We start from the raw sequence: 14840 nt of genomic DNA, 5'->3' as shown, positions 1-14840 counted from the left end.
TCTCTGGTTGCCCCCTATATGCGCTCGCATAGGAAGAAATTCCAGTGCTGGAGCAGCATATCAAAGGCGGAAACTCAGAGCTTAATCCAAAAGTCGGCGGTTGAGGATCGGCGAGGGATTTTTGTCGATCCGGAAGGAGCCGATCCCAGCCGTTATCGGGATATTGCCAAGATTGGCGACGCACCGGGCAGCGAAAGCACCCGCCGACCCGATCGACTTTCGGATCAAGCTCAGAGCGCCTTGAAGTCCTGCATGCGCCAGCCGCCGGCGGTGGCCAGGCACAGTTCGCCCTCGAACATGGCGACGCCATCAAAGCTTTCGCGTGAGACCTTGAAACGGCGGCATGTCTGGCCGTTGTCCTTCAATTCCGCCAGCCCGGTGATGGAGCCGCGGGAACCGGTGCCGGCATTGGCCCACGGAACGGACTGCCCGCCGAGCTGCTCGATGTCGGCCGAGGACACCGCATTGCCGATCGTGGTCTGGTCGGAGTCGCGATCCAAATTGGCCGGCACAGCCGAGGTAGATATGCTGCTGGTCAGGATCGAGCGGTCGACTTCGGCCTTTTCCAGGCTGAAGCCACCGGCACCACAGGCGGCAAGCGGCAAGGCGACTGCCACGATCGCCACTTTCGTGCTGGCCGAAGCGATAACGCCCCATTGCCTGCTGTCAAAAGCTTGCGCGATACGCGACAATCGGCAACCTCCCCCTGTTTCGTAAAAATCTGGGCTTCGTAAAAATTTCTGGGCTTCGTGACAAATTGAGAAAAACTATGAGTGACACTGAGTTAACAAGCGGTGACTTTACCGAGGCCGCGGAGCCATTTCGCCTCTTTGCCGCATGGCTGGAGGACGCCACCAAGAGCGAAATAAATGACCCCAACGGCGTGGCGCTGGCGACCGTCGATGCCGATGGCATGCCGGATGTGCGTATGGTGTTGCTCAAGGGGTTCGATGAGGGCGGGTTTGTCTTCTACACGAATTTCGAGAGCGCCAAGGGCCAGGAGATTCTTGGCAGCATGAAGGCAGCGATGTGCTTCCATTGGAAATCGCTGCGCCGGCAGGTGCGCATTCGCGGCCCGGTGGAGATCGTCAGCGACGCCGAGGCCGACGCCTACTATGCGACACGGCCGCGCGGCAGCCGCATCGGCGCCTGGGCCTCGAAACAGTCGCGCCCGCTGGAAAGCCGATTCGCGCTGGAAAAGGCAGTGGCCGAATACACGGCGCGCCATGCGATCGGCGAGATCCCGCGGCCAAAGTATTGGTCGGGCTTCCGCATCGTGCCGCGGACGATCGAGTTCTGGCACGACCGGCCGTTCCGGCTACACGATCGTGTCGTCTTTTCCCGCAATGCGAATGGCGGGTGGGACAAGACGCGGCTTTACCCCTGAAAGGGAGGCTTATCCCTTCTTCCTGGTCATGAATGCCGTCAGCGCGGCGCGCGCCTCGTCGGATTTCAGCCGCTCGCGAAAATGCTCGCTTTCCTCGCCGATGCGGGCGACGAGGTCGTCGCGCGAGCCGCGCATCAGGTCGCGGGCGATCTTCAGCGCTTGCGGCGGCTTGGCCGCGATCTGGCCGGCCGCAGCCAGGACCGAGGCTTCCAGCGCTGCTTCCTCGACCACCTCGTAGATCAGGCCGGCTGCCTTCGCGCGCTCGGCCGAAAAGCCTTCGCCGAGGCCGAGCAATGCGAAAGCCCCCTGCTGGCCCAGGATCCGCGGCGCCAGGAGGCTCGATCCCGCCTCGGGCACCAGGCCGAGATCGACGAACGGCGTCTTGAATACGGTGCGCGGTGTGGCGAAGGTCAGGTCGCAATGCAGGTTGAGCGTCGTGCCGATGCCGACCGCGATGCCGTCGACGCCGGAGACGATGGGTTTCTCGACCCTCGCCAGCGCCATCAGGAAATCCCAGACCTCGGTGCCGCCATCGCCGCCCGTCGCTATGACCATGAAATCGGCAAGGTCGTTGCCCGAGGAGAAGGCGCCGGGCACGCCCAGGAAGACATGGACGCGGATCGCAGGGTCGGCGTCGCCATCGGCCAGGGTTTTCGACATTTTCGCATACATGGCCCGCGTCAGCGCGTTCTTCTTGTCCGGCCGGTTCATGCGGATGATCTGGATGGCGCCCTGGCGCTCGACGAGAATATGGTCTGTCACGGTCTTTTCCTTGTGAACGTCAGGCAGAGATGAGCGTCTTGCCGGCAGCGGCGAGGCTTTCGGCGCCATCGACAACGCGCTCCTTCAAGGCACTGACCTCGCCGAGCAGGTTTTCGGCGAAGAAGCGGCAAAGCGCGATACGGCCCTGATCGGCAAGAGCACCCTGAGCCAAATAGGCGGCGCCGGCGGCAAGCGAGATCAGCCTGAGGTAGGGCGTAGCACCTGCCAGCGCTTCGTCCGAACGGCCGTCGGCAGCCAGTTTCTGCAGGAAGCGGGTCGCTTGCGTCAGATCGCCAAGTGCTGCGTCGAGAGCATCGGCGGCGCGGCCGAAACCCTGCAGGTTCGAGGTTCGCACCGCTCCGGCCACATCAGCCAGTTCGGCGATGAAGCCGTGCACATGGTCGCCGCCACCGAGCGGCAGCTTGCGCATCACCAGATCGATCGCCTGGATGCCATTGGTGCCTTCATAGATCGGTGCGATGCGGGCATCGCGGTAGAAGGCGGCCGCACCTGTCTCCTCGATGAAGCCCATACCGCCATGCACCTGGACGCCGAGCGAGGCAACCTCGACGCCTACATCCGTCGAAAAAGCCTTGGCCAGCGGCGTCAGCAGATTGGCGCGGTCGCGCCAATGCGCCGCCTCGTCGCCGTCCGAGACGCGTGCCAGATCGATGGCATAGGCACAGGAATAGCTGATCGCCCGCGCGATCTGGGTCAGCGCCTTCATGGCCAGGAGATTGCGCTGCACGTCGGGGTGGTGGACGATCGGCGCCATGCCGGTGCCAGTATAGCTTGCCGCCTTGCCCTGCCGGCGGTCGTTGGCATAGGCAATCGCCTTCTGCGTTGCGGCCTCGGCTACCGCGACGCCCTGCATGCCGACACACAACCGCGCATTGTTCATCATGGTGAACATGCAGGCGAGGCCCTTGTTCTCCTCGCCGATCAGCCAGCCGATGGCGCCAGATTTCGCGCCCTGAAAGCCGTCGCCATAGATCATGGTGCAGGTTGGCGAGGCATGGATGCCGAGCTTGTGCTCCAGGCCGGAACAGAAGACGTCGTTGCGCGCGCCCAGCGAACCATCGTCACCGACCAGGAATTTCGGCACCAGGAACAGCGAGATGCCGCGCGTGCCGGCCGGCGCGTCTGGCAGCCGCGCCAGGACCAGGTGGATGATGTTGTCTGTAAAATCGTGCTCGCCATAGGTGATGAAGATTTTTTGGCCGAAGATGCGGTAGCTCCCGTCACCGGCCGGCTCGGCGCGGGCGCGCAAGGCGGCGAGGTCCGAACCGGCCTGCGGCTCGGTCAGGTTCATCGTGCCCATCCATTCGCCCGACACGAGCTTTTCGAGATATTTTCCCTTGAGGTCTTCGGAGGCGTGCTTGTCGAGCGCTTCGACCGCACCCATGGTCAACGTCGGGCCGATACCGAAGGCCATGGCGGCGGAGTTCCACATTTCGAGCGCGGCGACGCCGAGCATGGTCGGCAGCGCTTGGCCGCCATAGGCTTCAGGCCCGGAGAGTGCATTCCAGCCGCTATCGATCCAGCGGCGATAAAGTTCCTTCCAACCAGGCGGCGTGGTGACGGCGGCGTCCTTCAGCACGGCCCCTTGCTGATCGCCGATCTTGTAGAGCGGCGCCACCTCTTCGGTGGCGAAGCGGCCGGCCTCGCCCAGAACGGCATCGACCAGATCCTCAACGAGATCACCGAACCTGCCGGCATCAAGCGCCGATTTCATGCCAGCCACGTGCTTGAGCGTAAACGCGATATCCTCGACCGGTGCCCGATACATGCCGCTTCCTCCTCCCGATACATCGGCCCTGCCAACCCTAGAGTCGGTGCCGCTACAAACCATCCGCCCTTTGGGCGATCTCCCATCTTCTTTTTACGTAAACGTCAAATTTTGTCACGCGGATTTTGCAATCGCAGCGGCGCGTATTAAATTCAGTCGACGCCGGATCAAGTCGACCGGTGATAGATCAAAAACCACGCAACCGGAACCATCCCATGCTTGCCAGACCCGACACCTACCGCTGCATTGAATGCGGCCTGTCCTATCGCGCGGCGGGGTTCTGGTATCATGAGGGCAGACTGGAACACGCGCCGCCTACTGGTCGGATCGCGGCATATTGTGCTCGCCGCAATGCTGGCTGGCCCACCACCGCAAACGCGCGGCCGATGGCACGTTGCGGCAAGAGCCAGCGCCTGACCCGTTTGAGGTTCAGCCATTCACGCAACGCTGAACGGGGCGCTTGATATGTACGGTCAAAACCCGTACATATCGCACTAGAGGTGATCGTGATGCCAAACCAACAGACCCGTACCGCCCGTCTCGAAGCTCGGATCTCACCGGATATGCTGAGTGTGGTGAAACGTGCCGCCGAAATCCAGGGCCGCAGCGTCAGCGACTTCGTGGTCTCCGCAGCGCAGGAAGCTGCACAACGCACCATTGAGGAGACTGCTATCATCCGCCTGTCCATCGAGGATCAGCACGCTCTGGTAGAAGCCATTCTCAATCCACCCGAACCCAATGAAGCGCTGCGCAAAGCTGCCGACGCCTACAAGCGACTTGTCGTCGAATCCCGGTGAGTCTAGACCTGATCATCGAGCCGCTGGGCGGATCGTATGATCGTAAGGTATTCAGTTGTGGCGTGCTGGCACTCGACCACTATCTACGCGAGCAGGCGAGCCAGGACGTCAAACGCCGAGTCAGCAACTGCTTTGTCGCCGCAGACCGTGATGTCGATCTCATTGCCGGATATTACACTCTTGCAGCGTCAAGCGTGCCCATAGCTTCGCTGCCACAAGACCTGACAAAACGCCTACCGCGCTATCCAGTCCTGCCCGCCATATTGATCGGAAGGTTGGCAGTCGATACCCGATATCAGGGACAACGAGTTGGATCGATACTGATCGTGGATGCGCTCCGGCGCTGCGCCCAAGCTGCTCCTGCCTGCTTCGCGCTGATCGTCGACGCCAAGGACGACAAGGCCGCGGCTTTTTATCGCAAACATGGTTTCACGCCATTTCAAGACCGTCCGTTGTCGATGTTCCTATCTGTAGCGACGGCGTTGAAGCTGTTCGACTGACGCACCGCATTGCCTTGAAAGCACTTCCTTAACCATAGCGGTTCAGCATCTGTCTTTGATCAACGGGGATTCCCTGTTTGCAAAGGACGGCGCGCCTCCTTCGCCGCACAGCGCTTCTCGCATTTGCGGCGACGATGGCGCTGTCGATGGCGGCAAAGGCCTCGGATTTTTCCGAGCCGTGGAAGAACGCCGACCGTGCCCTGGTCGTCGATGCCTACGAATACAATTCCATCGACTGGGCCCAGCTCGCCACCGACAAGCGGGTGGTCGGCTTCATCAATAAGGCATCCGACGGCATGCCGCCGCCCTATTTCTGTTTGGGCGACGACACCGAGGTGAAACTGTGCAAGGCGCTGTGGAAGCGCCATGCGGTGACGCGCGAGCTGTTCCAGACGCGCAGGGTCGTGGCCAAGGCGCTTGGCCTGAAATGGGGCGCATATCATCTCGCCCGCCCCGGTAATCCGGTCGAGCAGGCCAATAATTTCCTCGATTTCGCCGAACCCGCGCCGGACGATCTCATGGCCCTCGACATCGAGGGCAACGATCCTTCGCAATGGATGTCACTGGACGATGCCGAGGAGTTCGTCCGCCAGGTGCATCGGCGCGTCGGCCGCTTCCCGATCATCTACACCAACGGCAAGACAGCCCAGTACATTGCCGACAACAGCTACAGATATAGGCTCCTGTCGCGGCTGCCGCTCTGGTATGCCCGCTACGTCAACGACATCGACGTGCATTTTCCGATGGGCAACTGGCAGGGCTACGCACTGTGGCAGTTTTCGGCGCGAGCCAATTGCGGCAGATTCCGCTGCCCTTACAGGGTCGCCGGTACGCCCAAGGACATCGACGTCAATGTCGCGCCGACGAATGCCGCCACGCTGCGTGCGCAATGGCCGTTCGGTGGGCTCATCGACGTGCCGCCCGACTATCTCGCCTCGATACCGCTTCCCGTCTCACGCGAAGCCGGCCTCGCCGGCAATGTCACCATCACCTACGCCTCGGTGGCGGCGCCGCCGACCTTCGAGGACATGGTTGTGGCGTTGGGCACGCGCTGGACGAAATTTCGCGACGGCTTCCGCATGCCAGTCGTGAAGACAGTGCCACGACGGGCGAATTACGGCATTGTCCAATATGTCGCGTGGAAGCGGACCGAACAGCGTTCTCCCGCGCAACTCGACGCCGCCTTTGCCGTCGCCGATCCGCTCAGCACCGCGTCGACCGAGATCGATCGCGGCCAGCGGTAGACTGCCGTCTCTCCAATAGCGACTTTAGCCAGCCTGCTCGCGCGCCACGGCCTGCCAGCCGATGTCGCGGCGGCAGAAGCCATCCGGCCAGTCGATCCGATCGAGCGCGGCATAGGCTCGTCTCTGCGCCTCGCCGACCGTGCTTCCCGTCGCCGTGACATTGAGGACACGGCCGCCATTGGCAACCAGCGCGCCGCCATTGATGGCGGTACCGGCGTGGAATATCTGGACACCATCGCTCGCCGCGTCGTCGACGCCGCGGATGACCGAGCCTTTTTCCGGCGTGCCGGGATAGCCCCTGGCCGCCATCACCACGGTGAGCGCGGCCTCGTCGTGCCAGCGCACCGAGCTATGCGCAAGCTGGCCGTCGGTTGCCGCGTTGAGCAGGACCAGCAGATCGTCCTTCAGCCGCATCATCAGCACCTGGCATTCCGGATCGCCGAAACGGGTGTTGTATTCGATCAGCCTCGGCCCCTTGTCTGATATCATCAGCCCGGCGAACAGCACGCCGGCGAAGGGCGCACCAAGTTCAGCCATGCCGCGCATGGTCGGCTCGACGATCTCGCGCATGGTGCGCTCGACCATCTGCGGCGTCATCACCGGGGCGGGCGAATAGGCGCCCATGCCGCCGGTGTTGGGGCCGGTGTCGCCGTCGCCGACGCGCTTGTGATCCTGCGCGGTGCCGAAGGGCAGCGCCGTGGTGCCGTCGCAGAGGCAGAAGAAGCTCGCCTCCTCGCCGGTCATGAACTCCTCGACCACCACCTCCGCGCCGGCGGCGCCGAAGGAACCATCGAAACAGGCATCGAGTGCGGCCTGCGCCTCGTCCAGCGTCATGGCGACGGTGACGCCCTTGCCGGCAGCGAGCCCGTCGGCCTTGATGACGATCGGCGCGCCCATCTTCTCGACATAGGCCTTCGCGGAGGCCAGATCGCCGAAGCGACCATAGGCGGCGGTTGGGATGTTGTATCGGGCGCAGAGATCCTTGGTGAAACCCTTCGAGCCTTCCAGTTGCGCGGCGGCCTTGGAGGGTCCGAAGACGCGGATGCCTTGCGCGCGCAGATCGTCGGCAATGCCGGCCACCAGCGGCCCTTCCGGACCAACCACGACGAGGTCGATCTTCTTGTCCTTGCAAAAGGCGGCAACGGCAGCGTGATCGGCGATGTCGAGCTTCACCAGTTCGGCCTCACCGCCAATGCCCGGATTGCCGGGGGCTGCGTAAAGCCTGGTCAGCAGCGGCGACGCAGCGATCTTCCAGGCGAGCGCATGTTCGCGGCCGCCGGAGCCGAGAAGAAGAACGTTCATGGCCACCTCTTGATGCCGATCTCTTAGAGCACCCGCTATTGCTCTCTGGACGACGGGTCAAGACATCAGGGTGCTTTGATCGGAATTGCGCACGGGAACGTTATCCCCAGCCGAATATGGGCGCCGAACACGGCGCCCATATTCTGGCTCGAACTCAGCCTGGTAGACGACCGGAAACCAGTCTTCACGCAATTTCTGTCCCGGCTGCATGCCGTGGCCATGATAGGGCGGCGAGGTGCGCCCTGGCCGCTCGACATAGCGCGCATCGTCACCGACCCAGCGCAGCGACAGCGCCCGGCGCCGCGCCGCGGTCAGATTGCCGCGCGCGCCATGCGCGGTCCTGAAGTCGAACAAGATGGCGTCGCCCGGCTCCATTTCCCATTCGAGCACCTTCATAGACGCATCCGTGTCCGGATCGGGCACCGGCAAATAGTCGCCCTCGCCGGCGTAGAAATTGCTGTCGTCGAGCCAGCGCACCGGCAGGATCATCTTGTCCCATTTGTGCGAGCCGGCGATCAGCCGCAGCGTCGCCTCCTTCACCGGATCGATGGGAATCCAGAAACTCACCGTCTGCTGGCCATCGACGAAGTAGTAGGGGATGTCCTGATGCCAGGGTGTAGGCTTCTGCGTGCCGGGTTCCTTGACCAGCACGTGATCGTGGAAGAACTGCGCGGTGCGCGACTGCATGACCGCCGCCGCCAGTTCGGCAGCCGGCGAGTTCCGCACCACGCTGACGAATTCGGGAATGCGCTCCCAGTTGCAATAGTCGTCGAAGAAACTGCCGCGACCGTTAGCTATATCGGACGCGGTGGCGCTGCGGTTCTGCATGTTGCGCTCGATGCCGGCGGCAATCGTGTCGACCCAGCCCTTGAAGGCGCCGCGAATGCAGACGGCGCCGTCACGCTGATAGTCGAAGCCATGGCGTTCTCCTCCTGGAATGAACCGACTATCGCAACCCGCCTTCATTCAGTAAAATGATAACTTTCCATCCGACACATAGAATATGCCTATGAATGTAACCCTCACGCAGTTGCGCTATCTCGTCGCCGTGGCGCGTCACGGCAGCGTCACCGGCGCGGCAAAGGTGCTGAACGTATCGCAGCCGTCGATTTCGGTGGCCATAGACGCGGTCGAAAAGAATTTCGGCCAGAAACTGTTCGTGCGCCAGCGCGGAAGCGGCGTTTCGCCGACATCGTTTGGCCGCGCCGTCGTGGCCAAGGCAAGGCAGGTTCTCACCGAGACGGACGAACTCATCGGCCTGGGTTCAACCAAATCGGCTGTCAGCGGTGAGCTAGTGCTGGGATGCTTCGAGGACCTGGCGCCGTTCTTCGCGCCGGCTCTGCTCCGCGCCTTTTCCGAACGCCATCCAGCCGTCAAGGTCGTCGTTCGCGACGAGACGTTCGAAACGCTGGGACGACGACTCGGCGATGCGGCCATCGATCTCGGTCTCACCTATGATCTCAGCCTGCCGATGCATTTTGCCCGCATCCTGCTGCGCGAACTTCACCCGCATGCGCTGTTGCCGGCGGGCCATGCCCTGGCGGATCGCCCGTCGGTCAGCCTTGCGGATCTTGCCGCCTATCCGCTGATCACGACGGACCAGCCGCACAGCTGGCAGCACATGCTCGACCTGTTCCGCAGCCGCGGCCTTTCGCCAGTGGCCGACATGACGACAAGCTCGTTCGAACTGCAGCGCAGCATGGTCGCCAACGGCTTCGGCGTCGCGGTCAGCTATACCCGCCCGCACGGCGACCGCAGCTATGACGGGCTGCCGCTGATCTGCAAGCCGCTGTCCGATCCGCTGCCGATGCAGCGGATCCTGCTCACCTATGACACGCATCAGCGTGTGTCGAATGCGGCGCTGGCGTTCGTCGAGGTTGCCAAGGGTTGGTTCGCCGCCCGCGACATCTTTGCTTCGTGAAAGGCTGACGGACGCTGCTCCCCCGCTTGCCGCTTGACGGTTTCCGCCGCTGCTGCCACTCCATGGACATGGAAACTATCCAGTCGAAAACGGCGCAGGGCCGTGTCGCCGATGCGCCGAACGGCCATTGGGTTTATCGCGTGCTGCCGCGCTCGATATGGCCCTATGCGCAGCTTGCCCGGTGGGACAGGCCGATCGGCTGGCAGTTGCTGCTGTGGCCGTGCTGGTGGTCTGCGGCCCTTGCGGCGAGCGCCTATCCGCGCCCCGGCGACCCGCTGCTGTCGCTGCTGCCGGCACCTTGGTATCTCGTGCTGTTCCTGGCCGGCGCCATCGCTATGCGCGGCGCCGGCTGCACCTACAACGACCTCGTCGATCAGGACATCGACAACCAGGTCGACCGCACGCGCTCGCGGCCGCTGCCGTCGGGCAAGGCGACGCGCCGGCGGGCATGGCTGTTTGTTGCCCTGCAGGCGCTGGTCGGCCTCGCGGTGCTCATACAGTTCAACAGCTTCGCCATCCTGCTCGGCATCTGCTCGCTGGTTGTCATCGCGATCTACCCGTTCATGAAGCGGATAACCAACTGGCCGCAACTTGTGCTTGGCCTCGCCTTTTCCTGGGGCGCGCTGATGGGATGGGCAGTCGAATTCGGCGATCTCGATGGGCCTGCAATCATGCTCTATATCGGCTCGATCCTGTGGGTCATCGGCTACGACACGATCTACGCGCATCAGGACAAGGAAGACGATGCCATTGTCGGCGTGCGCTCGACGGCACGCCTGTTCGGCGACAACACCAAATCGTGGCTGGCAGGGCTCTATGGCGGCGCGCTGATCTGCTTTGCCATCGCCTTCGCCTCGGCGCAGGCCCCGGTGGTGGCGCTGGCCGGACTGATCGCGGCCGGTGCGCATATGGCCCGGCAGATCGCTGTTCTGGATATCGACAATCCGGACCAATGCCTGCGGCTGTTCAGATCGAACAACCAGGTCGGCTGGCTGATCTTCCTCGGCCTGATCGGCGGCGCTGTATGGGTGGCGCTGAAGCCGCTGGTTTAGCGCTAGGTCCCTCGCCCCGGCCCCTCGCAGGCTCAGGGCGTTCGAAGCTCGAAAAGCCAAGCAATTGGCTTTTCGTCCGCTATCGCGGACCGCATCTCACTCCCGCGAAATGATTTCCTGGCCGTCGATGACCAGCCTGAGACCGAGGGCGCCAGCCCTGCGGCGAGCGAGGAAACGCGGGCGGCGCGTGTTGGAAACGCGGCCCTTGCGGCGATCCTGCGGCGGCAGCGTCTTGATGGCGGCGCCGAGCGATTCTTCAAGGGTGCGGGCAACGCCGTCCGATTCGATCAGCAGCATCGGCAGACGGTAGGCGTCGGCCCAGGCGCGCCAGTCGGCGGCGACATCGTCGAGATCGTCGGCAACCAGCAGCGGCACCGACAGCATCGGATCATTGTGCAAGAGTTCCAGGGTCACGGTGACATTGCCGTCCGGGTCCTCCATGGCGCGAGCGGCAACGCCGCGGAACGCATTGGCGGGCAAAACGACGATCGCGGGCAGGCCGCTCATCTCGAGCAGGCGGCGGATCACGGCGCCGCGTTGGTCGATGGTGAAGGTCACGTCGCCGTAGTCGTCGCGTGTCGCGTAGCTCACCACTTGCGGCAGGCGAAATGGGTCGAGACGCATGTTGCGTCCCGCCCAGACTGGCTTCAGTCCGGTGTTCATAGATTGCCTTCCTGTCTGTCTCCTGAGAGCCGGTGTCCGGTTCTCTCCGGGCCGGTTTTTCCAGCCTCGTTTGTATGGAGACAGTAGCGCGGGCTCCTTACCGCCCCGCTTAAGAAAGTCGGTTAAATTTTGCTGATCTCAGGGATGGTTATCGGAATCCCACCAGCCACAAGATGTTGAAAGGATCAGATAACCTTACCGGGATTCATGATGCCGGCCGGGTCGAAGGCAGCTTTCACCCTGCGCATCAGATCGATCGCCATCGGCGGCGCGGTGGCGATCAGTTCGTCGCGCTTCAACTGGCCGATGCCATGCTCGGCCGAGATCGAACCGTGCAGGCTGCGCACGACGTCGTGCACCGCCTTGTTCATGGGATGGTAGAGAGCGAGAAACGCCTCGTCGTCGCCGTCGACGGGCCGCGAGATGTTATAGTGCAGATTGCCGTCGCCCATATGGCCGAAGCAGACCACGCGGGCGCCGGCGCTCACCGACGCTACGGCGCCGGCGGCTTCTGCGATGAAACGCGGGATCGATGCGATAGGCACCGAAATATCGTGCTTGATCGAGGCGCCCTCCGGTTTCTGCGCCTCGGGCAGCAACTCGCGGAAATTCCAGAAGGCATCGCCCTGCCCGAGACTTGCCGCGATAACGGCATCGCCGACGAATTCCTGCTCGAGGCCCGCCGAGAGCACGTCCTCGATCAACGCTCTCGAATCTTCCGATGAACGGCCGGACGAAATCTGCATCAGCACATACCACGGCCAATCGTCGACCAAGGGTCGCACCACGCCCTGGGCATGCGCCAGCGTGAAGTCGTATGGCCGCCTGCCGATCAGTTCGAAGGCGGTCAGTGCTGCCCCGGCGCGGTCCATCGCCAGGCTGAACAGGGAGAGCGCGGCTTCGGGCGACGATAGGCCGACGAACGCGACTTCCCGACCCTTCGGCTTCGGAAACAGCTTGAGCACGGCGGCGGTGATGACGCCGAGCGTGCCTTCGGCGCCAACGAACAGGTTTTTCAAATCGTAGCCGGTGTTGTCCTTCTTCAGCTTGCGCAGATCGTCGAACACCTCGCCGGTCGGCAACACCACCTCGACGCCGAGACAAAGTTCGCGCGCATTGCCGTAGGCAAGCACGCCGGTGCCGCCGGCGTTGGACGACAGGTTGCCGCCGATCTGGCAGGAGCCCTGCGCGGCCAGCGACAGCGGAAACAGCCGGTCGGCGGCATCGGCCGCCTCCTGCAGCGTCTGCAGGATGACACCAGCTTCGACCGTCACCGTGTTGGACAGGACATCGATTTCGCGGATGCGGTTGAGCCGCGACAGCGACAGGATGACCTCGCGCCCGGAAGTGTCCGGCACCTGGGCGCCGACCAGGCCGGTGTTGCCGCTTTGCGGCACGATTGGCGTTCCCGTCTCGGTCGCCAGCCGCATGATCCGGCTGACCTCGTCGACGCTGCCCGGCCGCAGCACCAGCGATGTCGCGCCGTGCCAGAGCCCGCGCCGTTCAACGAGGTAAGGCGCGATATCCTGCTCTTCACGCAGCGCATATTTGTCGCCGACGATCGCCGCGAAGCGATCGGTGAGAGCGGGATCGAGTTTGTCTGAATTTTCGGTCATGGGGAAAACTATGTTGTGGGCCGTTAGATGTCACGAGGGGCGGCGGCACGCGAGAGGCGATCGTTGATCGCCTCGCCCAGGCCGTCGAAGGGAACCGGCTCGACGGCGATGGTCCGCGCGCCGCTGCGGTCAAGCTCCTGCATAAAAGCGAACAGGTTGCTCGCCGCTTCGCGCAGGTCTCCGGTTTCGGATAAATTGAGGAAAGCGGCGGCGCGGCGCCAACCTTCCGCCCGTTGGCCGCCGAAGCCGAGCAGGGCTTCGCCCTCGTCGACCGACCCGGCATTGAGCCGCATCGCGGCGCCCGGCGCATAGTGCGAGGCAAGCATACCGGGCGCCTCGACGTCGGTGGCACCGCCGCGCAGCAATTCCATGCCGATGGCTGCCTCGATCTCCTCAGCGGCGATGCCACCGGGCCTCAGCAGCCGTAATCTGCCACGTTCTGCTTTGACAATGGTCGATTCCAGCCCGACCGGGGTTGCGCCGCCATCGACGATCAGCTTGATCCGCGCACCGAGGTCCGCCGCCACCGCCTGCGCGGTCGTTGCGCTGATCTTGCCGGATGAATTGGCACTGGGCGCGGCAAGCGGGCGGCCGAGCCTGGCGATCAGATCACCGCCAAAGCCCCTCGGCATGCGCAAGGCAATCGTATCGAGCCCGGCCGTAACCAGCGGATGGATGCCGTTGCCGGGCCGCTGCGGCAGCACCAGTGTCAGCGGGCCAGGCCAGAAAGCCAGCGCCAGTTTCTTCGACAGCGGATCGAACAGCGCGAGGCGCTCGGCCATCGCCATGTCGGCGACATGGGCGATCAACGGGTTGAAGCGCGGGCGCCCCTTGGCCTCGAAGATGCGCGCCACGCCGGTGCCGTTGGTGGCGTCGCCGGCAAGTCCGTAGACGGTTTCGGTCGGGATGGCGACGACATCGCCACCCCTGAGCAGCGCCAGCGCCTGCTCCATCGCCTCGCCAACGGCAAGTATTTCAGCCACTCTCGTCACCTCGCAGATGCGGGGTGCGTAATACGATGGCGGCCGTTGGGCAAGTCGTTGTCGGGCAAGACGCTGTTGGGCAAATCGGGCATTGGCAATTTATCAATTCCTAAAATGCTATGCTTCCACGAAAGCCGGTATCAATTCCGGCCCGTTATTGTGCAGCTTCTGGGCAAAGGGGAGCGGTCATCATGTCTGTGCGTATCCTGCTGGGTATCATTCTTGCGGCGGCAACCGGTGGGGCCCAGGCCTCGTCTCTCGTTTTCCCGGGCGCGTCATCCTCGACACCGTCGATCATCAAGCTGGGCGCACCTATGGCCAGTGATGCAAAGTCGGTGGTGGCGGTCGGCGAAGCTCAGCCCGACGTCACCTTTGAAAAGGTGGCGGCGATTCCGGACAAGCCCGTGGCCGAGCATGGTTTCCAGCCAGGCCCGATGGTCATTCGTGGCGGCGTTACCGGTCCCGCCTTCTCGGCGCCGGCGCCAACCGCCGAACCCGCCGCAGCTGCTGCGCCGGCCCCAGGCACCGCGCCGGCAACGGCCACGGCCTCTGCAGCCCCTCGGGCAACGCTGAGAACCAATCCGCCCCGCCGAACGCCCCGATGCAGGCAGCAGGTCAGCGGATGCCTCCGAACGGCTATACCAAGTAGCCTTGCTCAAGACAGGCTGACGGTGACGGCGTGACTTGACTGCGGTCCGGCGCCCGGCGCACCATCGTCCGGCAAATCCCGTTTCGGTTTATGTCAGCCGCTGGATGCCATCGCCTGTATTTAGGCAAGCGGCCCTGGCAGACGGGATTTCATCGCTTAGGGGCAAAGGGGGTAG

At 63.5% G+C, this 14840-nt stretch carries 15 protein-coding genes and 1 pseudogene; 8 read left to right on the top strand and 8 right to left on the bottom strand.

The window, feature by feature from the left end; genetic code table 11:
- Positions 1 to 230 precede the first annotated feature (230 nt).
- Positions 231 to 692 carry an RT0821/Lpp0805 family surface protein gene (locus NKI73_RS00550; RefSeq protein ID WP_352626541.1) on the bottom strand — a complete coding sequence of 154 codons (462 nt, stop codon included), beginning with the start codon at positions 690 to 692 and terminating at the stop codon, positions 231 to 233.
- 77 nt (positions 693 to 769) lie between these two features.
- On the opposite strand from NKI73_RS00550, the gene pdxH reads away from it, so the two are divergent.
- Positions 770 to 1387, top strand: coding sequence for a pyridoxamine 5'-phosphate oxidase (gene pdxH, locus NKI73_RS00545; protein ID WP_352626539.1), 618 nt, complete (start codon positions 770 to 772; stop codon positions 1385 to 1387).
- 9 nt (positions 1388 to 1396) lie between these two features.
- Here pdxH and NKI73_RS00540 read toward each other — a convergent pair whose 3' ends face one another.
- Both NKI73_RS00540 and NKI73_RS00535 read right to left on the bottom strand, forming a co-directional pair.
- A complete protein-coding gene (locus NKI73_RS00540) occupies positions 1397 to 2149 on the bottom strand; it encodes a crotonase/enoyl-CoA hydratase family protein (RefSeq protein ID WP_352626537.1) in 753 nt (250 codons plus the stop codon).
- A 19-nt stretch (positions 2150 to 2168) separates the two neighbouring features.
- Complete coding sequence (locus tag NKI73_RS00535; RefSeq protein ID WP_352626535.1) at positions 2169 to 3938, bottom strand: acyl-CoA dehydrogenase family protein; 1770 nt, start codon at positions 3936 to 3938, stop codon at positions 2169 to 2171.
- A gap of 215 nt (positions 3939 to 4153) precedes the next feature.
- Here NKI73_RS00535 and NKI73_RS00530 point away from each other — a divergent pair.
- The 4 genes and pseudogenes from NKI73_RS00530 to NKI73_RS00515 all read left to right on the top strand — a co-directional run bounded on the left by NKI73_RS00530 (position 4154) and on the right by NKI73_RS00515 (position 6479).
- A pseudogene (locus tag NKI73_RS00530) lies at positions 4154 to 4389 on the top strand (hypothetical protein).
- A gap of 58 nt (positions 4390 to 4447) precedes the next feature.
- Positions 4448 to 4735: a type II toxin-antitoxin system TacA family antitoxin gene (locus NKI73_RS00525; RefSeq protein WP_352626533.1), complete on the top strand. Its 288-nt coding sequence runs from the start codon at positions 4448 to 4450 to the stop codon at positions 4733 to 4735.
- The gene (locus tag NKI73_RS00520) at positions 4732 to 5235 is read left to right on the top strand and encodes a GNAT family N-acetyltransferase (protein ID WP_352626532.1); all 504 of its coding nucleotides are present in this window, start codon (positions 4732 to 4734) and stop codon (positions 5233 to 5235) included. The genes NKI73_RS00525 and NKI73_RS00520 overlap by 4 nt, the downstream gene beginning before the upstream one ends.
- A 146-nt stretch (positions 5236 to 5381) precedes the next feature.
- Positions 5382 to 6479 carry a glycoside hydrolase family 25 protein gene (locus NKI73_RS00515; protein WP_502905635.1) on the top strand — a complete coding sequence of 366 codons (1098 nt, stop codon included), beginning with the start codon at positions 5382 to 5384 and terminating at the stop codon, positions 6477 to 6479.
- A 24-nt stretch (positions 6480 to 6503) separates the two neighbouring features.
- On the opposite strand, the gene purD is transcribed toward NKI73_RS00515, so the two are convergent.
- Together purD and NKI73_RS00505 are read right to left on the bottom strand one after the other, a co-directional pair.
- On the bottom strand, positions 6504 to 7781 hold the full coding sequence (gene purD / locus NKI73_RS00510) for a phosphoribosylamine--glycine ligase (RefSeq protein ID WP_352626527.1): 1278 nt from the start codon (positions 7779 to 7781) through the stop codon (positions 6504 to 6506).
- A gap of 57 nt (positions 7782 to 7838) precedes the next feature.
- Entirely contained in the window at positions 7839 to 8747 is a 909-nt protein-coding gene (locus tag NKI73_RS00505; RefSeq protein WP_352626526.1) for a phytanoyl-CoA dioxygenase family protein, read from the bottom strand.
- A 43-nt stretch (positions 8748 to 8790) separates the two neighbouring features.
- On the opposite strand from NKI73_RS00505, the gene NKI73_RS00500 reads away from it, so the two are divergent.
- Together NKI73_RS00500 and ubiA are read left to right on the top strand one after the other, a co-directional pair.
- Complete coding sequence (locus tag NKI73_RS00500) at positions 8791 to 9702, top strand: LysR family transcriptional regulator (protein ID WP_352626525.1); 912 nt, start codon at positions 8791 to 8793, stop codon at positions 9700 to 9702.
- 68 nt (positions 9703 to 9770) lie between these two features.
- Entirely contained in the window at positions 9771 to 10754 is a 984-nt protein-coding gene (gene ubiA / locus NKI73_RS00495; RefSeq protein ID WP_352627292.1) for a 4-hydroxybenzoate octaprenyltransferase, read from the top strand.
- 96 nt (positions 10755 to 10850) lie between these two features.
- Here ubiA and NKI73_RS00490 read toward each other — a convergent pair whose 3' ends face one another.
- The 3 genes from NKI73_RS00490 to NKI73_RS00480 form a co-directional block, all read right to left on the bottom strand.
- Positions 10851 to 11417, bottom strand: a complete 567-nt coding sequence (locus tag NKI73_RS00490; protein ID WP_352626523.1) for a DUF6101 family protein — start codon at positions 11415 to 11417, stop codon at positions 10851 to 10853.
- A 185-nt stretch (positions 11418 to 11602) separates the two neighbouring features.
- Positions 11603 to 13033 carry an FAD-binding oxidoreductase gene (locus NKI73_RS00485; RefSeq protein WP_352626521.1) on the bottom strand — a complete coding sequence of 477 codons (1431 nt, stop codon included), beginning with the start codon at positions 13031 to 13033 and terminating at the stop codon, positions 11603 to 11605.
- A 23-nt stretch (positions 13034 to 13056) separates the two neighbouring features.
- Complete coding sequence (locus tag NKI73_RS00480; RefSeq protein WP_352626519.1) at positions 13057 to 14016, bottom strand: L-threonylcarbamoyladenylate synthase; 960 nt, start codon at positions 14014 to 14016, stop codon at positions 13057 to 13059.
- Positions 14017 to 14207: 191 nt separating this feature from the next.
- On the opposite strand from NKI73_RS00480, the gene NKI73_RS00475 reads away from it, so the two are divergent.
- Entirely contained in the window at positions 14208 to 14699 is a 492-nt protein-coding gene (locus NKI73_RS00475; RefSeq protein ID WP_352626517.1) for a hypothetical protein, read from the top strand.
- Positions 14700 to 14840 lie beyond the last annotated feature (141 nt).

It is taken from the genome of Mesorhizobium sp. M0496, from assembly GCF_040321205.1.
Classification (GTDB): Bacteria; Pseudomonadota; Alphaproteobacteria; order Rhizobiales; family Rhizobiaceae; genus Mesorhizobium.
This window is presented reverse-complemented; position numbering and strand designations above follow the sequence as displayed.